The 24293-nt window shown below is 40.3% G+C and carries 17 protein-coding genes; 9 read left to right on the top strand and 8 right to left on the bottom strand.

Translation table 11 applies throughout. From position 1 onward, the window contains the following. The first annotated feature begins 10 nt into the window (after positions 1–10). Positions 11–658: a TetR/AcrR family transcriptional regulator gene (locus tag Q0A08_RS07020; protein ID WP_438465759.1), complete on the top strand. Its 648-nt coding sequence runs from the start codon at positions 11–13 to the stop codon at positions 656–658. Positions 659–730: 72 nt separating this feature from the next. Here Q0A08_RS07020 and Q0A08_RS07015 read toward each other — a convergent pair whose 3' ends face one another. The 3 genes from Q0A08_RS07015 to Q0A08_RS07005 form a co-directional block, all read right to left on the bottom strand. Continuing rightward, a complete protein-coding gene (locus Q0A08_RS07015) occupies positions 731–1960 on the bottom strand; it encodes a histidine kinase dimerization/phospho-acceptor domain-containing protein (RefSeq protein WP_438465758.1) in 1230 nt (409 codons plus the stop codon). Then, on the bottom strand, positions 1941–2654 hold the full coding sequence (locus tag Q0A08_RS07010) for a response regulator transcription factor (RefSeq protein WP_063337847.1): 714 nt from the start codon (positions 2652–2654) through the stop codon (positions 1941–1943). Before Q0A08_RS07010 ends, Q0A08_RS07015 begins: the two co-directional genes overlap by 20 nt. 756 nt (positions 2655–3410) lie before the next feature. Beyond that, positions 3411–3977: a methylated-DNA--[protein]-cysteine S-methyltransferase gene (locus Q0A08_RS07005; RefSeq protein WP_438465757.1), complete on the bottom strand. Its 567-nt coding sequence runs from the start codon at positions 3975–3977 to the stop codon at positions 3411–3413. Positions 3978–4376: 399 nt separating this feature from the next. Here Q0A08_RS07005 and Q0A08_RS07000 point away from each other — a divergent pair, with 399 nt between their 5' ends. The 7 genes from Q0A08_RS07000 (at position 4377) to Q0A08_RS06970 (ending at position 15400) form a co-directional block, all read left to right on the top strand. Then, on the top strand, positions 4377–4760 hold the full coding sequence (locus Q0A08_RS07000) for a nucleotide pyrophosphohydrolase (RefSeq protein ID WP_438465756.1): 384 nt from the start codon (positions 4377–4379) through the stop codon (positions 4758–4760). 83 nt (positions 4761–4843) lie between these two features. Next, positions 4844–5173 carry a hypothetical protein gene (locus tag Q0A08_RS06995; protein WP_438465755.1) on the top strand — a complete coding sequence of 110 codons (330 nt, stop codon included), beginning with the start codon at positions 4844–4846 and terminating at the stop codon, positions 5171–5173. Beyond that, a complete protein-coding gene (locus tag Q0A08_RS06990; protein ID WP_438465754.1) occupies positions 5121–8315 on the top strand; it encodes a helicase-related protein in 3195 nt (1064 codons plus the stop codon). The genes Q0A08_RS06995 and Q0A08_RS06990 overlap by 53 nt, the downstream gene beginning before the upstream one ends. Beyond that, complete coding sequence (gene drmB, locus Q0A08_RS06985; RefSeq protein ID WP_438465753.1) at positions 8312–10117, top strand: DrmB family protein; 1806 nt, start codon at positions 8312–8314, stop codon at positions 10115–10117. The genes Q0A08_RS06990 and drmB overlap by 4 nt, the downstream gene beginning before the upstream one ends. A gap of 10 nt (positions 10118–10127) precedes the next feature. Further along, positions 10128–11471, top strand: coding sequence for a DUF5710 domain-containing protein (locus Q0A08_RS06980; protein ID WP_438465752.1), 1344 nt, complete (start codon positions 10128–10130; stop codon positions 11469–11471). Then, the gene (locus Q0A08_RS06975; RefSeq protein WP_438465751.1) at positions 11464–13170 is read left to right on the top strand and encodes a hypothetical protein; all 1707 of its coding nucleotides are present in this window, start codon (positions 11464–11466) and stop codon (positions 13168–13170) included. The genes Q0A08_RS06980 and Q0A08_RS06975 overlap by 8 nt, the downstream gene beginning before the upstream one ends. A 187-nt stretch (positions 13171–13357) precedes the next feature. Then, positions 13358–15400, top strand: a complete 2043-nt coding sequence (locus Q0A08_RS06970; RefSeq protein WP_438465750.1) for a UvrD-helicase domain-containing protein — start codon at positions 13358–13360, stop codon at positions 15398–15400. Here Q0A08_RS06970 and Q0A08_RS06965 read toward each other — a convergent pair. The 4 genes from Q0A08_RS06965 to Q0A08_RS06950 all read right to left on the bottom strand — a co-directional run bounded on the left by Q0A08_RS06965 (position 15397) and on the right by Q0A08_RS06950 (position 21618). Continuing rightward, entirely contained in the window at positions 15397–16983 is a 1587-nt protein-coding gene (locus Q0A08_RS06965) for a DNA cytosine methyltransferase (RefSeq protein WP_438465749.1), read from the bottom strand. The two genes, Q0A08_RS06970 and Q0A08_RS06965, sit on opposite strands and share 4 nt — an antisense overlap. 255 nt (positions 16984–17238) lie before the next feature. Then, on the bottom strand, positions 17239–18381 hold the full coding sequence (locus Q0A08_RS06960) for a lipocalin-like domain-containing protein (RefSeq protein ID WP_438465748.1): 1143 nt from the start codon (positions 18379–18381) through the stop codon (positions 17239–17241). Further along, positions 18381–20927 (bottom strand): FtsX-like permease family protein, encoded by a 2547-nt coding sequence (locus Q0A08_RS06955; protein WP_438465747.1) that lies wholly within the window; start codon positions 20925–20927, stop codon positions 18381–18383. Before Q0A08_RS06955 ends, Q0A08_RS06960 begins: the two co-directional genes overlap by 1 nt. After that, complete coding sequence (locus Q0A08_RS06950; RefSeq protein ID WP_438465746.1) at positions 20902–21618, bottom strand: ABC transporter ATP-binding protein; 717 nt, start codon at positions 21616–21618, stop codon at positions 20902–20904. The genes Q0A08_RS06955 and Q0A08_RS06950 overlap by 26 nt, the downstream gene beginning before the upstream one ends. A gap of 438 nt (positions 21619–22056) precedes the next feature. Between Q0A08_RS06950 and Q0A08_RS06945 the strand changes: the two genes are divergently transcribed. Further along, on the top strand, positions 22057–23178 hold the full coding sequence (locus tag Q0A08_RS06945; protein ID WP_438465745.1) for an FAD-dependent monooxygenase: 1122 nt from the start codon (positions 22057–22059) through the stop codon (positions 23176–23178). 88 nt (positions 23179–23266) lie between these two features. Here Q0A08_RS06945 and Q0A08_RS06940 read toward each other — a convergent pair whose 3' ends face one another. Then, positions 23267–24211, bottom strand: coding sequence for a hypothetical protein (locus Q0A08_RS06940; RefSeq protein WP_438465744.1), 945 nt, complete (start codon positions 24209–24211; stop codon positions 23267–23269). Between the last annotated feature and the right edge of the window lie 82 nt (positions 24212–24293).

The following is a 24293-nucleotide window of genomic DNA, read 5'->3' as shown; positions in this document are numbered from 1 at the left end:
AATACTATTTATGAAAACCCGTGACCGTATTTTAAATGCCGCCTTAACCTTGTTTAACGAGCAGGGCGAACGCAAGGTGAGCACCAATCATCTGGCTGCCCATTTAGGTATGTCGCCGGGGAATCTCTATTATCATTTCAAAAACAAACAAGACATCATCTACGACTTGTTCTTACAGCACGAAGCCCAGATAGAATCAGCTCTAAGCCTGCCTAAAGGTGCTCAAAGCATGATGACATTAGAAGACAAATTCAACGTCATGTTAGGCGTATTCGAAAGCCTTTGGCAGTATCGATTCATTCACCTCAATTTAAGCCAATTACTGAGTGATAACCCAAAACTCAAGCAGCGTTATCGTGAGTTTTATCAGGCTTGTTTAGGCAAGTTAGATGCGGTGTATCTCGGGCTGAATGAGGCGGGCATTATCAGCATCAGCCAAGAACAAAGAAAAGGCCTAGTCACCAATACTTGGATAAACGTCACAGGCTGGTTCGCCTTTTTACAATCTTGCGTATTAGAAGAAGGGCAAAGCATCAGTAAAAACATGGTAGAAGGGGGTATGTATCAAGTGTTACAACTGGAAAGCCCCTATATCAACCCAGACTACCTGGCTGATATAGATGCTCTCAAACAGGCTTATCAATTAGCCTTGGTTTAAGATTCTTTATTCAATATCCCTTTTACATCACCTTTGTTAAATAGCTAGCATTAAACTGCTCTCGTTAAAAAGCTACCAAGAAACCTGCACATTCATTTGTTGATCCGTTTTAGACACATCCAACGTCCAATTCTGCTTCTTCGTCACTTTATTCACCAGATGCAAGCCCAAGCCAAAGCCTTGATGCTGCTCATGAGTGGGTTTTTGTTTATAAATAGGGTTAGAGATAGAAATACCAGTACTCGTGTGATGCAAGATGATTTTACCGCCAGAACTGTTCTCAAAGGCGTTACGAATCAAATTGCTAATTACCACATCGACCAAAGCACGGGCTTGATCCACCTGAATATTCTCACGATTAAACACCACCTCAATCGCCTTATTTGAAATGAGATGATCAAGCTGATGTAGGTGTAATTCAATCAATTCAGACAAATTAAACTCACAGGTTTTAAAGGTTTTCTCCTCTTTAGAAAGCCACAACAGGGCTTGCGTGAGTTGTGTCATCTGGTGATAGCAGCGTTTAATTTGCAACAACTTATCATCAAAGCCTAAACCCTTTGTTTGGCGTAGATTAATCACATGTAGAGCACTGCCAATGGTCGCAAGTGGGCTGCGTAACTCATGGCTAGCATTTTGAAGGAATTGCTTTTCTCTGTCTTGTTGTTGGCGAATATTATGTAAAGAGTGATTCAGCGCTCTGGCAACATCGCCAATTTCGTCTTCTCTTTCTGCCAAAGTACTGGGGATCTCAATCGCAGCCGTTTCATTTTTCTTCGCGAACTCAGCCAACAAATTGAGTGGCTGCATAATATTCTTAGCCAGCAAATACGCCATTAAAAACATCAGAAAAATCGTGGCAAGAATATAAAGCAAAATGCCCGTATTAACGCCATTCATGTGCTCAGGGAGGTCATTTTTATCAAGCTCTAATAAGTAATAGATCACCTTATTATCACTGTTACGGTAAGGCAAAATAGCGTTAACCTTATTGCCAAACTGTTCAAGGCTGAGTCTATTTTCCGTTAATTTATTAACATTAAATTGAGCCCGAATCCCACTGGGAGTCGCAGACCAATTTTTATAATGAGTTAAACGGCCTAAATACGCTTCTTGAATAACACCACCTGTTTCCTTGTCTTGTTTTTCAGCTAACGACCTAAGGCTTATCTCTAACGTATTGATCACAGAGTTTTTCTGTACCGAATCATGTACCAAGGCGCCAAACACTAGAATGATAATAAAAGAAGATAAGAGGTAGATGGTGCACAGAGATCGTAACTTAAACATTGGCTTCAACATGACGTTTCCCTAATACCACTCCCCGGCCACGCACCGTATGTAAAAGTGGTTTATCAAAAGATTTATCAATCGCTTGGCGCAGGCGATAGAGGTGAACCTTGGTGACATCCGTTTCAGGGGTCGCATTATGCTTCCATAAGTGTTGCTCGATTTGTTCCTTACTGACAAGGCTAGGGCTCTTACGCATTAAAAAGACCAACAGTTCCCAGCAAATAGGCGATAAAAATATCGGCTTACCTGCACGGGTAACACTGTAGGTTTTAAGGTCTACTTGAAGGTCCTCAACAACTAAGCGCGAAGGGTTGATCCGTTTCTTTTCCGAGAGAGAGCGAATTCTGGCAATCAGCTCCAACATCTCAAAAGGTTTTACCAGATAGTCATCCGCGCCCACACTAAAACCTGTGACCTTATCCTCAATATGATCGAGTGCTGTTAACAGAAGAATGGGCGTAGTGATATCTAAAGCGCGTAACTTTTTGCAAATGGTAATGCCATCCATAGCCGGCATTAAGATATCAGATACGATGACATCAAAATGGTATAGCTGAGCGAGACTAAGGGCTTGAACGCCATTTTTTGCATAGTCACACTCAATGTTAAATTCCTTTAAACTTTCAATAATATTGGCAGCTAAAGCAGTGTTGTCTTCAACAATTAAGACGAGTAACGGCGTTTGTTTGAATTGTTCTAACATTTATCATCATATCCATATCGAGTTACCTGGGAAGGCGAAATAGCTCACCGCTTCTCAGTCTTATTAGTGAAAAACTCAAACAAGGCGCATTTCGACGCAATGTAGGTACCTTACGAGAAGAGGCAAGACCAGCTGAGGTTCTCTCTTAAAGACCCGAAAGGCATGCTCTAAAGCGCGTTTAAATCGATTCAAAGTCACCGTCACACACCTGTGATTAGGTTTCACTTCACATCTGTTACTCAAGACGCTTTAGCCCCATGCAGAGGCGGGAAGACTTGTTTACGCCTTCCTTCGCACTCTATCAATATGAAAGTAAATGCTAGGTAAACGTGGGTTTGGGAAGTAGTCTAATTAATTAATCTTAAAAGATAAAAACCGTTTGTAGATCAATAAGTAACCAGCAATAGGGTGTGTATAGAAAAGGGCGGGTAAAAGTAAGGTTAACGAGAACAATTCCTATTAATATTTTAGAAAAAGCGCATATATAAGTGAAAAAAATAAGATTTAACTTAATGCTTTAAGTTAAACAAAAGTTAGCTAAAACAACAAAATACGAGCTAAAATCACTAAAAATGAAGACTAATTCACTTATTAAGATGAATCGCTCTTAATGAAACGGAAAGTGAAAAACTTTGAAGAGATTTGAGAAAAAATGAATATTTTTTATTACAAATAATTACAATAACGGGTTTATTTATTGATCAAAATCATGACAAAAGTGAGCCTACCTATAAAAACTGCAATAAAAAATTAATTTTAAAATAAAGTTTCTTGAATGAACTCGACTTCTTCCTTAGGGTTTTCCAAATCAAGCAAACGCTTCTTTAACGGTAAACCGCCTGCATAACCCGTTAATTCACCGTTCGAACCGATAATACGATGGCAAGGTACAATGATAGAAATCGCATTAGCGCCATTGGCACTGGCGACCGCACGAATGGCTTTCTCATTATTTAACCGTTTGGATAAATCCAAGTAACTCGCCGTCTCCCCGTAGGGTACTTCTAACAAAGCACGCCACACACCTTGCTGGAATTCACTACCAACCAATAGCAGCGGTATATCAAACTCAGAACGCTCACCTAAAAAATACTCATCAAGCTGAGCCTTAGTTTGCTCAAACACTGGCACCTCAGTCGAGCCTTCTTCAACTACAAGATAGTCCGCCTTTAACAAACGCTGCAATCTCGCATCCACCGCATCGCGAGATTTACGATAGCGATAATCCAACATACACAACTCACCCTCATAAGCCCCCAAGATAAACTCAGCATATTTGGTTTTGTAATATTGGATGAGAATAGAAGGGTTGGATTGAGACATTGAACGTCCTTTAGTTGGCGTTATCTAAAAACGAGAAATTGGGGTGTTGGTAAAGTAACAAATAAAAGACTGTTTGAACATACAGTGGTTTGTTAAGGGAAATGCCTGTGAAATTCAAAAAGGTTAAAAATGTAGCTGAATCAACACATGTCAATTAGCTAAAAAAGGAAGGATTGAGGCTTATTGTTAGCTTATCTGTCTCTTTTTTTACAATGCACTCAGCAAACAAAAGCGACAAATGAAGCCTCTTATTATTTCGTTAAATAAATCTTTTAAGACAGCAACTTAGTGTAATTGAAATGTGGAGAAGAGGGGCGTATAAAGAGAGGTTCACTTAAAAAGTACGAAAAACTGAAGCTGGTTTGGTACTAGCAAACCAGATGTTCAAGGATAGATAGTATGGATAAGCTAGAAGAGCTTAAATCAAAACTGCAAGATTTTGCAGATGCGCGAGATTGGGATCAATTCCATTCTCCCAAAAACCTTTCTATTGCATTGAGTGTCGAAGCATCAGAGTTGGTTGAATGTTTTCAATGGCTCACTGAAGAGCAATCTCAAAACCTTAGCCCAGAACAAAAGCAAGCCGTTGTTGATGAAATCGCTGATGTTCAAGTGTATCTATTACGCCTTGCCACCAAACTCGATGTGAATATCCTTGACGCTGTTGAACAGAAGATGCTTAAAAATGAAGCTAAGTATCCGGCTGAGTTAGTGAAAGGCAGTGCTAAGAAATACACTGCCTATCAAGGTAATAACAGCGCTCAAAACAAAGAATCAGAGTAAAGAGTAAAAATCGCAAGAATGCGAGTAGCAGGAAGACGAACAAAAAGCTCAAGCTGAGCGATTAAGGATAAAGTAGTAGCAGTATGATTGTTTATTCAGCAACGAAACAGCAATTTGTAGATGATGTTAGAGCAAATGCCATTGCCGATATTATTGAAAGTGAAGTAGCGAGAAAGCTAAATCGTAACTCCCCAAAAAATGAATTCATCTCGTGGCAGAACTCACTGCAATACATGTTTAATGTATTACACGATGATGAGATTCCTGCCTCAGCGGGTGTTTCCATTGAATACAACATTCCGCTAACTAATCGTCGAGCCCCCCCAAATCTTACTGGCAAAGATGCCATCGTAAAAAATCGTGACAGCATGGTGGAAAAGAAACCAGTTTCTCATCGTATTTCGAAAAATTAGCATGATAGGTAATTTAAATATGAACCATAATCGACAAGATATTGTTGAGTACTTGAATCGCCAGCTTGTTGGCCCATCAACTGAAAATGAACTGATAAATGACAAGCCCCATAAGCGTTATCTTATGGGAATACTCTTTCCAATAGAGGCCGTTGAAGATGAGGTTGATGAAGAAACTCCTGAAGAACTTGATAACTCAGTTTCTTTAGCATCAGAGTTTAAACCGTCTTCTATGGCACTCTCATTTTCTGTTTCAGCTGGAGCTAAAGTAAAAATATCTTTATCGTCAGGTGTATATTCTTGTGGCCAAGACAAGCAGTGGAGAAGGGAAGGATTAAAGGAAGTAATAGTATTTAATTGTTCTGAGGAAAGCCCTAAGCCCAAAAAAATCTTTGATAAAAGAGGCAAGGTCACCATTATTAAAAGACCATGGAAAAATGGTTATATCGTTACCGTAGCACTAACTAATGACAAATCTAGTGGTGCACGATTAGATCCTTCGGATTGCCTATATCAAGCAAAAATACACTGCCAATCAGATGGAGGTTGCTTTAAAGAATACCCTGGCTCCGAGCGTTTTAAATTTGATAATGAACAGCAGGAATTAGCACTACTTTATAGCAAACGGATTAATTGGTCCGTTGGCCACGGTTGCGCTAGCATTTGGGATGATGAAGGAGATGAGCCTACTTGGATTAGTAGCTCTTCAATACCAGAGAAGGAAGTGTTTGGATTTAGTACAACTATTGATTTTGACGAATATCCAGACGTCCCTAAAAATATATTAAATTTACAGGATATAGCCGCTCTTAATAGTGATAAAGATCTAGTAGTCGGCCTAAAACTATTCGTGGCGGCATATAAAGCCTGGATTACGTCAGTTGAAATGACACAAGTAGCAGAGCAGCATGGAGAAGCTAGAGGTCGAATAATTGAAAGGCTACACGTAACAGCAAAGAGAATGGTTGACGGTATTAATTCATTAGGGCGTTCAAAGAATGCAATGAAATCTTTCCGTCTTGCTAACCAAGCCATGTTAATTCAAATGGTCCATAGTGATAATAAATATGGTGGTGAATCTCGTGCGAAAAATGAGAAATCTTTTGTCCAGCCAGATTATTTTAGTAGTACATATGAAAAATATGAGTGGCGTCCGTTCCAGTTAGCATTTCAACTTTTAGTTATAGAATCATTGGTTCATGATGAAGCTGGTGATTTCGCAGAAAGTAGAGATGTTGTCGACCTTTTGTGGTTCCCAACAGGTGGTGGTAAGACTGAAGCATATTTGGCTGTTGCTGCTTGGGAGATCTTCTATCGCAGATTAGAAGATGGCCTCAAAGGTGCCGGTACGGCTGTTATTAAAAGATACACACTTCGTTTACTGACCTCACAACAGTTTCAACGAGCAGGCACGCTTATTTGCGCTATGGAAAATATGCGTCGTGAATTACATATAGAAATGGGGGATCAGCCTTTTACTTTAGGTTTATGGGTCGGTCAGGATAGTGCTCCAAATAAATTTACTTCAGGTGATAGGGATAAGCCTGCAGCCCTAGAGAAATACCTAAATCTAAGAGACGAGGATAAGCCAGAAAATCCTTTCCAGTTGCAACGCTGCCCTTGGTGCGGAACTTCTATTGTACCGAAAGAAATAACTAATGATAAAAGTGATTATGGTATTAGGGCTTCTGAAACAAAATTTTCATTTTACTGCCCTACAGATAGCTGCAGTTTCAATCATCACTTACCCATTCAGGTGGTTGATGAAGGGCTTTACCAGTCACCACCTAGCATGTTAATCGGTACGGTAGATAAATTTGCACGTTTAGCGTGGATGGACAAAACAAAAGCTTTTTTTGGTGAAGGTAAATTTAATCCACCAAGCTTAATTATTCAAGATGAACTGCATCTGATTTCAGGGCCTTTAGGTACTGTTGCTGGTATTTATGAAGCTGGTATAGATGCACTAATTTGGCAGTTAGGGGGACGAGCAAAAGTAATTGCAGCAACAGCAACAATTCGAGCCGCAGAGCAACAGAGTAGACGCTTATTTGGAAGAGAGGTAAAAATCTTTCCACCAACGGGTATAGACGAAAGTGATTCGTTCTTCTCGAAAGAAGATAAGAGTGCACCTGGACGACTGTATTTGGGGATTATGCCCACTGGACATACGGGACAAACATCTTTGGTGCAAACTGCAGCTGCAATGTTACAAGCACCAGTAGAGACTAAGCAGACAGATGCTGAGTTAGATACTTGGTGGACGTTACCTATTTATCACAATAGTCGGCGTGAACTGGGTAAAACAATGACGCTTGCACGAGATGATATTCCTTCACGTATTGCAGTAATAGCTGAAAAAACGGGTAATAAACGAGAATGTAATATTGTCGAAGAGCTTTCTGCAAACGTTAAAGGTGCTCGTATACCTGAAATATTAGATAAGCTAGATATTGATGCTGCTAACCATGGCGTTATTGATGTATTACCTTGCACGAATATGATTTCTGTTGGTGTTGATATTAGCCGTTTAGGTATTATGTTAGTCAATGGTCAACCCAAGACAACTGCTGAATACATCCAAGCATCTAGCCGAGTGGGGCGTGATAAGAAAAGACCGCCAGCAGTGGTTGTAACACTTTATTCGCCATCAAAACCTCGTGACCGTTCGCACTACGAAACTTTTTCAAGCTATCACCAAGCACTGTATCGCCATGTAGAGCCTACAAGCATTACCCCATGGGCAAAGCCTGCGAGAGAAAGAGCCTTGCATGCTGCATTAATCACTTTAGTTCGATTAAGTGGATACCTGCCTGGAAATGATATGGCCAGTAGCTTTGATAAAGATAATAAACAATTTCTGGCATTATATTCAGGGTTTAAACAGCGAATCAGAGAGTCAGCATCAGATCTCGACGATGCCGAAGTAGAAAAAATATTATCACACCTAGATGCACTCGTTTCCGAATGGCATTACTCAGCAAAAGATGGAAATGTTAATCGATATGACTCTAGTAAACAATTTAAACCGCTTATGAAAACTTTTGGTCAAACCAAAAAAGCTGGCGTTTGGCCAACGCTAAACTCCATGCGTAACGTAGATACAGAAACAACGATATTTGTGAAGGGTGAAGACCAATGAGTAATGATAGAAGCGTAAGAAGTTCTCAGTTAATAACCCCATTTGGTCCTGGCGCAATTATTGATATTGGTGATGAGTCTTTATTATTAACAGACTTAAATGATTGGCCTAAAAATTTACCACCGATTGAAATGAAACGTCTTACTAATGAACTTGGTGTAAGGATGCTGAAAGCGCCGCCTACAAATCCTGATTTTGGTAAAGCAGATGGGCGGCATGCAATTAAAACTATTCGCTTTCCGCGCTGGATGTTTTGCCCTAGCTGCAGAAAAATGGGTGAATGGAAAAATGATGTCGGTGACTCTGAAAATGGAAAGCCAGTTTGTAAAAAACATAGCTGCAATAAAAGACAGTTAGTTCCTATGCGATTTGTAGCCGCTTGTGAAAGCGGTCATCTAAGTGATGTGGCTTGGAGTTTTTGGGCTCATTCTGGTCCGGGTAGAAAAGAATGTGGTGAAAGAGGTAGTCGGTTATATTTCCATAATGATAGCAGTAAAGGAAGTGGTCTAGATGCACTATTTGTAGCGTGCGATGAGTGTGGAAGTAAAAGAAACCTAGGTGATATTACCTCTCCAGGTGCTTTAGATTCACTAAAGCTTAAATGCACAGGAAGCCAGCCGTGGGAGAAGTGGAATCGAGATTCATGTGAAAGCTCGCTAGTGGTGCTGCAACGTGGAGCTAGTAACTTATATTATCCAACAGTACGTTCAGCATTAGATATACCAAATGAAGAGCAAGTTGTAAATTTAGATGATTTAAGAGAACAGGCTAAAAGTCATGGCTACTATAGTGCAATAAGTGACTTAATCGATGGGGGGAATATTGATAATGCTCAACCCTTATTGTCAATGATGGCAATTGATTTTGATGTTGAAGTTGAAGTTATTACGGAATTATTCAGCGATGAAGGTGATCAGCCAAAGCAAGAAAAAATAGAAATCCCTAAAGCTGAAGAATTACAGTTAGCTGAATGGCGAGTACTTTCTTCACCACAAGTGACAGAATTAGAAAGTAATAACTTTGTAGCTAGGATTGAACCTAAAGTAGGCAGCAATAGAACTTGGGGGCTTGATAAGTTACTAGAGCGCGTTGTGCTGCTAGATAAGTTACGTGAAGTTCGGGCTTTTTGTGGTTTTGAACGAGTAAAACCTGGTGTTGCAGTCATACCTCCTGCAGGAAGGCATGAAAATATTAATTGGTTGCCTGCAATGGAAGTATTTGGCGAGGGGATCTTCATACAGTTTGATCAGAAAGCACTGATGGAGTGGGAAAGAAAGTCGGGTCCCTTTATTCAGACGCGCATCAAAAATATGCAAGAGAAGTATGAAGAAGGAAAAGTAACTTACTTACCAGAGCCCACACCAAGATTAGTTGCAATGCATACGTTCGCCCATCTACTTATTAGACAACTAAGTTTTGAATGTGGTTACTCTAGCGGATCAATTCGTGAAAGGATTTATGCAGAAACAGACCAAGCAGGTATTCTATTATATACCGCAGATTCAGATTCTGAAGGAAGCTTAGGTGGCTTAGTGCAACAAGGTGAAGCTAATAGACTTTATCCTATGATTGCGGCTGCATTAGAGCAAGCTGGCTGGTGTTCTAATGATCCAGTATGTAGCGAAATGGAAACACAAGGTGTTATGGGGTTAAACAAGGCCGCTTGTCATTCATGCACTCTAGTCTCTGAAACAAGTTGTACTATGAATAACTTATTACTTGATCGAAAATTATTGCTTGGTAATGATGTTGGTGATGGTTTCTTTACTGCTGTCGTAGAAAATATTAAGCAAGAGTTTTGAGAATTAACTTATGAGAATGCCAAACTCACGCCAAATTAGTGATGAACAAGAAGAAATCTATACAGAAGCACCAATGAACGGAAGCGTAATGATTATTGGGCCACCGGGCACCGGTAAGACTGTGATTGCGTTTTTAAGAGCACAGACACTTCAGCGTAGAAACAAGTTGGCTCAAGTGCTGATGTACAATAATGTTCTCCGGAAGTACACCGAAAATGTAGCTGATACCGAAGAAAACTCCGTTAAACCTGCGACTTTAGTGAGCTGGGTAAATAATTGGTGGCGCAGTAATAAGATAACAACAGCAAGTGAAGCCAAAGACAGTAGATATTTAGATTGTCCTTACGCAGAAAAAGACCAAGCTAAAGCTCTTGGTGCGCGATGGGATAGGAAAAAAAGTAAGTGGTATGTCACAGCAGAAGTGCTTAAAGAGGCAAATGGAGGTTTTGATCAGTGGCTCTGTGAAGTCGAGACGAGTAAGCAGGACTTTGCCCCACCAAAGATAAAAGATTTTCATTATGATTGGAACGCAATGTTAGTTGCTGCGGTTATGAAACCAAACTTAAATGACTGGGGGCATTTGATCATCGATGAAGCGCAAGATTTCCCTGAGGAAATGTTCAGCTTTCTAAGACTTGCATCGGATAAGGTTGAAGATGGCTCCTTAACAATAATGGCTGATGAAAATCAACGCTTAAGTGAAGATGAAAACTCAACAATTGATCAAATACAAAAAGCATTAGCAATTCCTAATAACCGCTTTTATTCCTTAAAAGAGAATTTTCGTAACACACTCCAAATTGCTAAAGTTGCAAGCTCATTCTATGTTGGCCTAGCCTCAGGCAAGCCCGGGCTTCCAAAAAAGCAGGGCGATGTACCGCAACTCATTAAGGCATCAGACTTAGATCAGCAAATAGAGTATATCGTTCGGATTCTTTCGGCGAGAGCACCAGGGGAAGTCGGTGTCTTTGTGCAGAATGATTATATGCGAAAGCTAGTATTTGAAAAGCTACAGCATAAGCTCAGAGAGCAATATCGTGTGCAAACCTGGGGCTCAAAAGATAAAAGAAATAACCCAGTTGACGATCTTGTATTCGATACTTCTGGCACTTTAACAGTTTTGAATCGCCATAGCTGCAAGGGCCTAGAGTTTGATTTTGTGTTTATTCCAGAGCTCCAGTCAATCAATATTGATGGAAGTAGCTTAGATACCTTCAAAATGAATATGTACGTAATGTGCTCTAGAGCGAGAGAGGCACTATTTATGCTATATTCTTCTTCGGGTGAAGACGTAGAAGTTGTTCAATATTTACCCAGCAAAGACAGTAATCTTTTGGAATATAAAAATGTCTGAACCGATGAATAACGAATTATTTGCAAGTCAAAATGAGCCATCAAGTATCAATTATGTCTTAACAAGTAAAAGATATTTGTTAAGAATTTTAGATATTGGCTTGATAACACCAGAGCTAGTTGTTTGTAATGAAAATGGTGAGATTCAAGTTGTAAAATCTGAAGAACTACCTGGAATACTGACAATAGAAGAGGGTCCTATGGTACCCGTTTTATTGGAGCTTAAGACTAGTGGTAATATGCATGGAGCTGTTATACCTGCTGCTGCAATAGCAGTGATTCACTTTCCTAGTAACGATGATTGTGAAGATTACTTATCGCGCGCATTCGAAAATGTTCCAAATGAGTTGTTTAAACTAGAAGCAACTCCTGAGTTGTTTTTACCAGGCAGTTGCTTATCTTCTAATCTGATATTCCCTAAATTAGATAAACAGGCCCTAAGTGAAAAATATCGTAAAGCTGATGTGTTCGCTGGAGTATTGTTGCATTACCTTGCTCAGGGCAAGAATGCTGATAGCTTAAAGTCTAATATTGAGAAATTAGCGGGAAAACCCACAACTAATTTGTTTTCTGCTGACACAATTCAGTTATTAATGACACAGTCATTAGATATAACTATTGAAGAAAGTATAAGTACTGTTTTAGAACATTATCTTAAAGTGCTTTCCAGTCACCCGGTTGATACTGGATGGAATGCAAAAGAAGTACTGCAAGCATTAGATAGTTTACAGGGTAAGAAATCACCAGAAGATTTATTCAAAAAATGGATAGATTTTTCATATGAGATCATTAGCAATGATCGTGATTTGATTCCATTGACAGATGAAAAACAGATTGTATTACGAGCTATTCTTTTACACTTACTAAATCCAGATCAAGATTCGATTAACCGAATGGCTGTCAGAGAGCCGTTACTGGGTGGAAAGGTTATTTCAATAGCTCGATATTTGGCGACTGCTCGCGAAGGTTTTTCTACCATTTCTTCTGAGAAGAAACGGGAAGTGTCTGGGGTATATTTTTTAATATCTAGTTTGATTTCTGCTGGAATAAATAATCCACAGCTTTCGCTTGAAGAATTGAAAGTAGTGGACGAAAGTGAGACCGAATTATTGCTGTCATGGGGGAATGAGATAGCAGATAGAAATACTGAAAATAAAGCAGTAAATAATAAAACTAACATAGAAGAATCTAGTGCGCCAGAATATGGGGCTGATTCCAAGCAGGATGATGCACAGTTTATAGAAACGAATATAGAAGAGTCTATTAACGATATCGATAGTGAAAATGTAATTGATCGTGAAAAACTTTCAGATTTATCTAATGAAATTAAAACCGTAATCGGTGTTACTGTCGAAGATGAAGTTCTAGCACTAGATTTAGATAAAAAGCTACTTAAGCTTAAAACAATTTCTATACCTAAACATGCAAACTTTACCTTACAGATTGAAGGTGACAACCTAATATTTGAAACTCGTTTATTAGATCTAACGATAGTTTCACATACTAAAAAACTAACCGGGCCAAAAATGAGAGCCATGTTGGAATATCAGACTGAAATGGGCAGAGACTTTAATTTTAACTTAGTGCCTGATGAAAGCTTAAGAGCCACAATTCGCTTTTCTAGTACAAATTTGGACAGTCTGCGAGTAGAAAAAATATTAAACCAGTTAATAGATGTACAGATCTGGATGAAGTCTTAGCTGTAGTCGTAAATAATGACAATCTTTACCATAGATAAATCAATAAAGTGAGTACATTACTATTAGATTACATGGTGCGTAGGAATAGAAGAATATTTCTATTTCTTAAATAAAGCCTGTACAGTTTTAATCTACATTCTGGAATCGATTTATTAGTATGTTGTCTTAAGCATAAGGAGAATAATTTGTGGCTGATTTAATGCTACACCAGGATGTATTTGATCGCTTTTCAAGACTTCCTTCAAAGGTTCAAAAGAAACTCACGGAGCTTTTCAAGAAATTCAGAATAGATAGCAAGCAGACTAGTATCAATTTAGAACAGTTACAGCCAATGGTACGTGATAAGAAAGTTAGAAGTGCGCGCCTAGGCGATGATTATAGGGCAATTATTATTGCACCCGAGAAAGGAGACACTTTTGTTTTAATACATGTTGATCACCATGATAAAGCGTATCGCTGGTGTGAGAATAAATTATTTGAAGCTCATCAAGAACTAGGTTCATTTCAAATAATTAATGTTGAAGAAGTCGAACGTATTGCTGAAGAAGTTAAAGCAGAGATTAATCATGTTCAGGTACCTGAATATAGATTGAATCAGTTATCAGATGATGACTTATTTCATGCTGGTACACCTTGGGCGTTAATACCGTCAGTGCGAGCGGTACAGAATGATGACGATTTTGGAAAAATGGCTGAATATTTACCACCAGAAGCCAAACAAGTTTTGTATGGTTTTGTATGCGGCTTAGATCTAGATCAAGCTATCGAAGAGATGCTGGGTAATGAAGACGCCGCTAAACCTATTGGTCCAGGTGATTTCTCTCACCTTGCAGAACGTGCCAATATCAACCTTGTACTTGTAGAAGGTGAAGAGCATTTACAAGAAATTCTATCAGAAGATATTGAAGCATGGCGCATCTTTTTACACCCCTATCAACGTAAATTAGTTGAATGGGATGTAAAAGGGCCAATGAAAATAAATGGGGCTGCAGGAACCGGAAAGACTGTTGCTTTGATGCATAGGGCCATTTGGCTAGCTTCTCAAATGAGCGGCAATGAAAAAGCCATTATTACCACTTATACAACTAATCTAGCAGTAACCATCAAGTCATTAATTGAGGATATGTCACCTGAACTAAGTAAAAAAATAGATGTGATCAATTTGCACAAATTAGCTAGGACTATTTGTTTAAATAGTGGATGGAAAGGAAGCATAGCGGAAGTTAAAGATTTTGAAACTGTTTGGTCTTTAGTTTTTGATGCTTTAGGTAATGATACAGCGTTTTCTCAAAATGATATTCAAGAAGAATATAATCAGATCATTGATAAAATGGGCGTTGTAAACGAAGAAAATTATTTAATGGCATTACGTACAGGTCGTCCTCGTATGATGCGTAAACAAAGAAAATTGTTGTGGCCTTATTTTTCAGCATTTCTGTGTGAATTAGAAAAACGTAATCTGACTACATTTGAAGGACTTATTCACCAAGCAAGATTGTTTACCGAAAAAGGGGAGGGGGATAAGTACCGTCATGTCTTAGTTGACGAACTTCAGGATTTTGGTTTGGAAGCTCTTAAGCTGGTAAAAGCTATTAGCCCTGTTGATGAGGAGCGTAGTAACCCATTATGTGTAGTAGGAGATGGTCACCAACGTTTATATAGTCGCGTTGCAATGCCATTGAGCCGTGCTGGTATTAATGTACGTGGTCGCTCAAGAAGATTAAAAATTAACTATAGAACCACAGAGCAAATACGAGTGTGGGCACAAAGTTTATTAAATGGCGTAAATGTTGATGATCTAGATGGTGAAGCTGTAAAAACTGTGGGTGATCGATCTGTAATGTCAGGTAATGAACCACAAGTGATAACAGTTGCATCTATGGTCAAGGCGGCAGACGCTATTGCGGCATGGTGTCAAGGTTTATTAAATGGTGGACAATATAAGTCTCATGAAATTTGCATTACACCAGTGTCTCAAGTTGTAATGGGAAAACTAAAAGCCGGTGGTACACGTACGGTAGAGCTAATTGCTAAGAAGCGTGATCTTGGGCAAGATCACGCTGGTATTCGATTTGGAACAAAGCGCCGTATTAAAGGACTGGAGTTCAAAGCTGTGGCCGTTATTTTGAATGATGAAGGATCTACAGATAATGTGGATCGTTTTGAAGATTATGTAGCAGTCACAAGAGCCCGAGAGCAATTGTTAATTGTTAAAATTAAAACTAGTTAAATAATATTCAGCACTTTACTTGCTATTTGTATTGCTAGATAAGGAGGGACAGCGTTTCCTACTTGGACGTACTGTTCGGTTCTATTACCTACAAAAAAATAGTTATCAGGAAATGTTTGAATTCGAGCAGCCTCTCTTACTGTGAGGCTGCGGCATTGTTTTGGATCTGGATGAATGTAATAGTGCCCATCTTTTGATATATGGCTTGTGATTGTAGTGGCAGGGATGCTATTAGCCTGAACTCTAAATCTATCTGCAAATTTACCAGATTTGAAATTTGTATGATTAGGAACTAATTCATCGATGTAATCTTTTGACTTGGGTGTTTTAGTTTCCCAGTTTTCTTTTTCTGCGCATGCAGCCCAAGCACTGCAGAACAAATACCTATTTAGATCTTTCTCAATATGCCCACGCGTTTCATGATTGGTTATGAATCCTTCAAGTTTCTTATCATGAAACCATTCATTTAAGGGGGTTGAGGGTGTGTTTACTTTGGTTGATTGTTGACCAAAAATACTACCTTGACCATTTGTTGGGACTTTAAAATTTGTAATTGTTTTATTAATTTCCACTGCAATTGAGCGGTGTTTTATTTCATTAGACTTTTCTAGCGCTGGTACCACATCATTTTTAATGCTTGCTACTGCATTGACCCAATCTTTATCTGTGTGTTTTTTTACTTTAGATAATCCACTACGTAATTTTGGCATACCGTTAAGTACATCGCTGACGGTTGTTTTATCTTCTACTACCTTCAGTAGCATTGAGTTGTCCCACTTATGAGCAAGATCTTCTCTAATACCCAATATGATAACTCTATGACGATTCTGGGGTACGGAATAGTTTTCAGCTTTTATTATAAAATCTCTTGGATCACGAACTAAATCGTCTTCATATAAATTAGGCGTCACTAATGAAAATAGTTTGTAACTATTTTCATATTTACCAGTTGAAGGTGCTGTTGATGAAGCTGTGCATGGACTTTTTAAGTCACGATAAATGCTATCGAAAATTGGTTTTCCATCAATTTTAGCTGAGAGCATACCTTTTACATTTTCCATAACAAAAAGCTGAGGTTGGAAACGAGCAATCACTTTTAAGTATTCTAAATATAAGAAATTACGATGATCATCTTTAGCATCATATCCTTCAATACCCATGTTTCTAGAGCGTCCTGCAAGTGAATATGCTTGACAAGGTGGGCCGCCAATCAGAATGCAATCGTCATCCTGAATCGCATCAGAAATTGCTTTATTAATTTTATCGTTATCTTTACCAAGCTCTAAACACAAAGCTTCTTTTTGGGCTGCTTCATATATTTCCGGATACATAGAGTAAAGTTTATCGCTTGGCTTATTACCTAACTTTCCTTTCATGAAGTCAAAGTAAGCAGCTTTTTGGTCTTCGTTTAAAAGTCGATAAAATGCTCTTAATAAAAGAGTAGAGTGCGCACTTTTCTCTTTTTCTATAGAAACTGCAATTTCAAAAGCCTTTGATCCATCAGCATTTTTACAAGCTGAAAAACCTTCACCTAAGCCACCAGGGCCGGAGAATAGATCGATAATTTTAACTGGCTTATTCATATTACATACTACTTTCGAAAAGTGAGAATAATACAATGATTTTTAAGCTATTCCAGGTTTCTTGAGGGAAATTGATAAAAAAAACTTATTGAGTGTTTATTGAACAGTTTTTTGTGGGTTTTAGGAGGTTTGAGTTAAGTATTGCTATAGACACCCACGAAATTTTACTTACAAGTCTTAATGCTCGTGATACCTATTCGCTCTCTCATCCCTGCTTTTACAAATAGGATTTTCTAGAAAAACGTGTTTATGGAGTCAGTACCCAGTTAACTCCATATAGCCCGTTCCAGAGTGTGTCCCTTCTATTAGGATTGGCCCTTCCCAATACGGAACTGACAGTGGCATTTTGGCCTTTGGATTCAATGCCGTGACGGTCACTTCGATTTGCTGAGTTGGAATGGATACTTGCCACGCTATTGGGTAATCACGTCCGTCGATTTCTGTTTGTTTGACGGCAGTTAGGCTGATGTCTTGTTGTGAAATGGCAATGCCTAAACCCTCTTGCTGCATTAACCTTGCGTGAGAGTAACTGGCTTTACCTGTTGTTGCGTTTCGAAGTTGGAACACGACTAAGCTGGTTTCATTATCGAGTCTGAGTGCAAACCAATCCCAGCCTTGTTGCGAGTCGAGTAAAAACTGAGAACTCCACTCTCTGTCTATCCAACCTTTGCCAGAAACCTGATGCGTCACGCCATCAATCGTTATTTTGCCTGAGACATCGATAAATGGTTGGCTGTAGTAATAAGAAGCCACTTTGCCGTCGCTGCTTTTAGTGCTGTAGCCTTGCTCACCTTGTTTTTGATAGGGTGCGTCGCTCGTGAGTGTTAATGAGTAGCCAAACTGATCTGAATTGGCATTCAATGTGGCAGGGAATAGGTCATCGGTGGAAGATGTCCATTGCCAATCATCTAGATAAACACGAAATGGTGAAGCGCTTATGCCTGCCAGTTCTGCTTGTTCACGGGACCACTTTTCATCGGCGTAGTGTTTGTCTTTGGTGGTGATGGCACTGTGTGCCATGTAGATCTGCTGGCTTTGCCACGGGGTTTGCTTAGGCTGTTTGGCTTGCTTGTCGGTTTTTTGAGGGGCAGCCGCGAAACGAAATTGTGTCCATTGCACGCCCAGTGCATTGCCATTTTCATCCATGAGGTTGGCGGTTAAATACCACCATTCATGGCGAAAGCTTGGGTGAGCTTGGTGGTCTGTCGGGAAGGTGATTTCTACGCCTTTAGTAACTGGCGTAAATTGTTCATGCTGCTCTTTCTTGTTAATAGCACCGAGAATTGATCCCATGTTTTGAGCTGATTTTTGCTCGGTTTTCTCACAACCCCATAAAAATAACAGACTAAGCAAGACGGCGGACATTTTGATTCGCTTACTCTTCAAACCAAGCTCCATTACAACACCTCACTTTGCAAGCTAGATACCACGGGCTTACTGATTAAGCGCCATAGGGGGATGAGCGTCGCAATCACAGCCACAAGAATCGTGATGGTGGAAATGCTGAGGGCATCGCTCCAATTCCATTGGTAGTTTAAGCTCCAACCAAAGGCGCGTAGGGTGACGATGTCGGTTAGCACATAACCCACCATAGCCCCAAGTGGAATGGCAATAACCAAAGTGAAAGCCACCAAAACGACAATTTGCCCGAGTACCATCGCCATTAACTTGTTACGGCTTACGCCAAGCGCATACAGCCTTGCAATTGCGGCTTTTCGTGCATCAAGCAACATGAAACACGCACAGAACAAGCCAATGACGGCAACCATTAAGGTGACGCCATTCAGTGCACGAGTGATGGCAAAGGTTTGTGAAAAGATATCCAACGCGATGGATTTGATATGCGCTTGATCGTAAAGCTGGCTTGGGTGCAAATTCAGTTTTTGGCGTAGCTGTTCGTAGATTCGTTGTTGGTCGCCAGACACTTTAATCCCTAGGCTAGTGGGTAAGTCGGTAAAGCCACTTTCACGCCATAAATTAGGGGCAAGCAGCACTTCGCCATTGGGGGAGCCGTAATCATGGAAGATCGCGCCAACCACCAGTAATTTGTCGGGAATGGAATCGAGCTTAAATTCACTATTCAGTGATAGTCCTAGTTTCACCGCGGTAGGTTCACTGATGGCAACCAATCCACCTTGGTAGAAGCGCTGCCAAAAGTTATCCAGCTTTGATTGGAACACCATGGTTTGCTCTAAGCTATCTTTGTCTTTGGTGCCGAGTAACGTGGGTAGGCCTTGCAGGTTATCGTCGACATAATATTGCTTATAAACGGTCTCAACCTTCTCAAAATGTTCTAATACGCGCTCGACATTAGCGATTTCACCTTGAGCAGGGCTAACGTAAATGTCGGCATGCAGCCGCTGCTCTAACCATTGTTTTAGGGTGGATTCAAAGCTGCCGACTAACGTATTCATTCCCATATTGGCAGTTACCGCAAGCAGCAGTGCCATCATCGCAAGGGAGAGGGGAGATATCAGCTCTCGCAATTCTGCAAATAGATACTGTATCAACCCAGATTGAGTGCGTTGTTCGCTCCAATTGGCTAACGCGCTGAGTGTTTTGGGAAGATACAAAGGAATTGACACCACCAACACTCCAAGCCACGCCATGGTGAATCTATGATGCTCGCTGAGCCATAACCCTGCTAATGCGATACAGGTTAAGGTTAAACTAATGATGAACAACTGGTTTTCGTTTGAAGTCTCTGGTGCTTGATAAAATCCGCCATGTGAAGAGAGGGGTTGTCGAACCCTTTGTTTAAAGTGCTGCCAGCATGCAACAAGCGTGGCTGCTAGTGTCAGCAATAGGGCTTGGGCTAACCATGACCACTGCCATGTACCGGGAAGCAGCGTCGCACCATAAAGTTGTTCCAGTGTTATCGCAACAGTCGGATGGAGCCAGTGGCTTAATTGAATCCCCAAAATGAAACCGAGTGATGCCCCTAGTGTGACTAAAACAGTCAGCTCGATTAACAGCGCAGAGAACACGATGCTCGATGAAACGCCGGCTTGCTGAATTTGTACTAATAGCCGATTACGTTTGAGCAAGCTGTACTTCACGCCGTTGTAAGCGATGAACAAACCAACCAAGAACGCCAGTAAGCTCATGGCCGTCAGGTTGAGGTGAAAGCTATCGGTAATAGAGCCAAGATCGGTACTTTGATTATTGGTGATCCATTGCCCTTGTTTGGCGATGAGATCTTGCCACTTCTCTTGTGCTTGATGCTTGGCATCAAAAACAGCGATGTAACTCAGTTGACCTTGCTTGTTGAGTAGTTGTTGGGCGAATCCGATGTCCATCAACATTCGACTACCCAGCTGCCATTCGTCGGGCAATACGACAACTTGAGTGACTATTTCATCTAGAGTGAGTGTCTCTACCTCGCCTAAGCTTTGGTGTTGCGATTGGCTCATCATGACGATGGGTTTGCCTGCCAAGAGCTGTGGTAGAGGCAGTGCGCTATCGAACAGGGATATGCCTTGTGGCGTTTTATCCTTCTCGACTGTCTTGTCAGTAGAATAGCGGGATCGTGAGGTGAGAGCAGCGATTAACTCACTGCCTTGTACTGACCAACGGCGACCTTGCTCGTCTCTCACTTTCCCTTCAATTACTGGCAGTATTGCGCTGAGTCCATTTTGTCTTAGCTTGAAGTAGAGCGATTCTGGTAAGTAGTTTTGCCCCGCTGCTGGGATGATGAGGTTGTTCGCTTGTGCACTGAGTTGTTCACTAGATTCAACGTAGCTTCGTTTGGCATTCAGGTTAATGGCTTGCACGGCAACAAATAAGGTGACTGCCAATACAATGCCAATCAGGATCGCCGCAGCTTGCAAGGGCGATTGTTTATAGTGCGCAGCGAACAGCTTTAGAGAGAGCCAGGTGTGATTTAACCTAGAGCGATTTAACTTAGAGTGAGATAAGTTAGCTTGCTGCATGAGACATCTCATCAGCTTGATTTTGGTTTAAGTCTACTTGCTTTAGATCTCCCTCATCCAATACCCATTGTGCCTGCATAAATTGGGCGCATTCAGGGCTGTGTGTCACCAGTAACACGGCGGTGTTGCCTTGTGTGGTGATTTCGTTCAGCAGCCTCATGACTTCTAATCCGGCTTTGTGGTCGAGGTTGCCGGTGGGTTCATCGGCAAGCAGCAGTTTCGGCTTATGAGCCAATGCTCGTGCGATCGCGACTCGTTGTTGTTGTCCCCCAGAGAGCGCTGATACATGCCTATCCAGTAGTGCTCTGATGCCTAACGCTTCTACCAAGTAATCACACCAGTCATCCCATTTTTGTTGATTCAAGTGCAATGGGAATGCGATGTTTTGCTTAACGTTGAGCGGAGTTAATAAGTTGAATTGCTGAAAGATGACGCCCAGTTTTTGGTGGCGGAAGCGGCTCCATTGTGGATCTTTCCAAATCGATGTGTTGTCGCCATCGAGCCAGAGTTCGCCATCAGAAAGTGGTTCAAAACCCGCGATGAGGTTGAGTAGCGTACTTTTCCCACTGCCACTTGCACCTGTCAACGCCACGCTTGCTCCTACCGCCAAAGTGAAGTCGACGCCGTTCAGCACCTTATGGGTGTCTTTGCCGTCAACAAAGCTTTTGCTGGCTTGTTTCAGTGTGACAACTGGGCTTTCCATTTTCTCTCCCTAGACGATAGCTTCTATAAAACTGTAGATAATAATTCGAAAAGTTAACGATTTACATCGACTTATTAATAACCTGTACTTTGAACTGGTGAAAATAGATCAGTTTAAACCTGCATATCATTGAGCTGTGCTCAATGAACAGACAAAACGGCAGCAAAGCTACCTAGTATCAGTTACCACGGAGGACTATGAGAACTAGAAGAATTAATTGCCCTCAAACTCCAAAATAAAACCTATAAATTAAATTTATTTCACCTTTTCTTGAGCTGGATTATGAAAAAGTGAATGTTTGCTCATTTCACTTTATGAGTTAGCTAGAATTTATTTATCAGCCTTTTTAGGCAAAAAAGTGATGGGTTATCTCAATCTCTTTTTGGCCAAGCAATTCGTTTTTTTTAAGGTTAAGTAAGGTTAAGGAGTCAACTTGGTATGCTACAAACTCATTATGATGTGGTGATAATTGGGGGCGGGCCTGCTGGGCTTGCCACAGCTATAGGTATTGCTTCTGAACTTCTTACTTCTAATACGAAGGCGAAAATACTCCTTATCGATCAGCGCTCAAAAGATCATCAACGAATAGGGGAGAATGTCCCTTCTGATATTTCAGTGTTATTACAAAGGTTAGGGGTTGAGTCTGAGTTCTCAAAAGGCGGTCACGAGCCTTGCCCTGATTTTGCTTCTGTCTGGGGTGGTAAAGAGCTCCTTTATAATTATGCGATTGTTAACCCTTATGGCCACTCTTGGCGACTTAATCGTCACTCATTTGACTTAACTTTAGTGAATAAGGCTAAGGCATTGGGTGTTGAAATCGTTTGGGAAACCCGTTTTATCGAGGCGAGTAAGCGACAGCAAGATGGGCATATTACCTACGAGCTTTTCCTACAAACAGACTCTCAAGAAACTAGTTCAGTTGAAGCTGGTTTTGTTGTTGATGCCACAGGTAGCAAGGCAAGTTTTGCTAAAGGCTTAAATGTTAAAAAAACGCTAGATGATAAGTTAATTGCTATCGTGCATTTTGCACAGCTTGAGCAACCTCATAAAGGTAAACAAGTGCGGATTGATGCTAGTTGCAGTAGTTGGTGTTATCACACTTTAATGCCCCATCAAAAAGTAATGAGCATGCTGATTACAGACCCGTCTGAGCGAAAGGCGCTCGAAAAAGATAACTATCATGCGTTTAAAGCCCATTTAACCAAGCCGCTTTGGGTAGGCGATAAGGCCCAAGAGATAGAAGTAAGCAACGAGAGTTATCACACCTATATGATTAATTCTGGTTTGTTAGAGCAGGTTGAAGGTGAAAACTGGATTGCTGTTGGAGATGCGGCGTCTAGCTTTGATCCCATAGCAGCACAAGGGATCTATAAAGGCATAAAACATGGCATATTCGCCGCTGAGGTCGTGCTAGCCAAACTAAAAGGCACCGCACCTCAAATGAATTATGGTGACATGATTAAGCAGGATTACCGACAATACTTGAGGAATAGAGCCCATATTTACCAGCTAGAGCAACGCTGGCCTGACAGTGAGTTTTGGCAAAAGCGGTCGAAGTAGGGGATATAGGGTTAGACATCCATGATGCTTTTTAAGCAAAGAATGGATGTCTTTAATAGATATCTTTAGTAAATAGAAATATTAATGATCACTGCACTTGTGCAATAAGGCGAACTTTGGGTTTTAACTCTTTTATCAAGTCTTTGCTCTTATGTAAGTGGATACTAAAAACATTATCATCAACATTCATTAAATCATTTTGTTCAGATTTTCCTGTTAATTGTCCATTTTTTGGAGCACCCCCTTCACCTCCTCCGTTAACCTTAGAGTAATCTATTAGCTCTAATGCGCTTTTAAAGAACTTAAACTCGACAAGAACATCATCTTTGTTGTCTTTTTGGGATTTATAAAAATAGTGCATTGCCTGGCCAAGTGAGCCTCCATGACCATACAAAATATCTTTTAGATCTCCACTTTCTTTATAATTAACCCAATCTGCCTTGGGCATAGTACGGTATATGACTAAATTTTTGTTACGACCACTCGCCGAGCCACCGAAGTTATCGTCTGTTTTTTTAAATTGACCGTCATGGTGCGGAATGCCTGCAATATTATTAAATTTTAATAGCTTGAGCTTTATATCCTGTGCTATCTGCCTATAAAGATCATTCTTGTCAGCGAAGCTGTTCTGGCTGTTATGCTTGCGGAGAGAGGCTAGAATATCTGATTCAAATTGTGTCACTTCCACATCTGGTAACTTTAACTCGTAATAATCTTTAATAGCAGAATTCGTAGCTGCATTTGTATTCTTTTTGAAAACTTTATCTTTTAATTCTCGCCAGTGATTAAGTCGGGGTTTAACACCTGCTTCAATATCTTCTAAAAAACTGTCTTCTGTATGATTTAACCATTCATTACCAACCAGTATCTTTCTTTGTATTAGAAGCTCTTGAGAGAAATTACTCTTTGTATTAAATCGCTCTTTTCTTTTAACAATATTAACTTTTTTATCTAATAACTTATGCATTGCTGAGGCCTCTCCTATAAAGTCAGTATTGAGTAAAAAGCAAATATGCTTCTTAACTTCACCCATAGTTCACTTTAATAAACCTCACTCACCATTACGCCGTCATAACAACGGGAAATACTTGGAGATAAGTGTTTTTAGAAACAAT

Origin of the sequence: Marinomonas sp. PE14-40, from assembly GCF_051623805.1 — a bacterium.
Taxonomy (GTDB): Bacteria; Pseudomonadota; Gammaproteobacteria; order Pseudomonadales; family Marinomonadaceae; genus Marinomonas.
Note: the sequence above shows the minus strand (reverse complement) of the source record. Positions and strands in the feature narration are given on the sequence as shown.

Coding starts and splice junctions, on each gene's coding strand:
- Q0A08_RS06995 (WP_438465755.1), top strand. CDS start 4,844: ATGATTGTTTATTCAGCAACGAAACAGCAATTTGTAGATGATGTTAGA.
- Q0A08_RS06965 (WP_438465749.1), bottom strand. CDS start 16,983: ATGAATAAGCCAGTTAAAATTATCGATCTATTCTCCGGCCCTGGTGGC.
- Q0A08_RS07010 (WP_063337847.1), bottom strand. CDS start 2,654: ATGTTAGAACAATTCAAACAAACGCCGTTACTCGTCTTAATTGTTGAA.
- Q0A08_RS07020 (WP_438465759.1), top strand. CDS start 11: ATGAAAACCCGTGACCGTATTTTAAATGCCGCCTTAACCTTGTTTAAC.
- Q0A08_RS06975 (WP_438465751.1), top strand. CDS start 11,464: ATGTCTGAACCGATGAATAACGAATTATTTGCAAGTCAAAATGAGCCA.
- Q0A08_RS06960 (WP_438465748.1), bottom strand. CDS start 18,381: ATGGAGCTTGGTTTGAAGAGTAAGCGAATCAAAATGTCCGCCGTCTTG.
- Q0A08_RS07005 (WP_438465757.1), bottom strand. CDS start 3,977: ATGTCTCAATCCAACCCTTCTATTCTCATCCAATATTACAAAACCAAA.
- Q0A08_RS06945 (WP_438465745.1), top strand. CDS start 22,057: ATGCTACAAACTCATTATGATGTGGTGATAATTGGGGGCGGGCCTGCT.
- Q0A08_RS06940 (WP_438465744.1), bottom strand. CDS start 24,211: ATGGGTGAAGTTAAGAAGCATATTTGCTTTTTACTCAATACTGACTTT.
- drmB (WP_438465753.1), top strand. CDS start 8,312: ATGAGTAATGATAGAAGCGTAAGAAGTTCTCAGTTAATAACCCCATTT.
- Q0A08_RS06980 (WP_438465752.1), top strand. CDS start 10,128: ATGAGAATGCCAAACTCACGCCAAATTAGTGATGAACAAGAAGAAATC.
- Q0A08_RS06955 (WP_438465747.1), bottom strand. CDS start 20,927: ATGAGATGTCTCATGCAGCAAGCTAACTTATCTCACTCTAAGTTAAAT.
- Q0A08_RS07015 (WP_438465758.1), bottom strand. CDS start 1,960: ATGTTGAAGCCAATGTTTAAGTTACGATCTCTGTGCACCATCTACCTC.
- Q0A08_RS06950 (WP_438465746.1), bottom strand. CDS start 21,618: ATGGAAAGCCCAGTTGTCACACTGAAACAAGCCAGCAAAAGCTTTGTT.
- Q0A08_RS07000 (WP_438465756.1), top strand. CDS start 4,377: ATGGATAAGCTAGAAGAGCTTAAATCAAAACTGCAAGATTTTGCAGAT.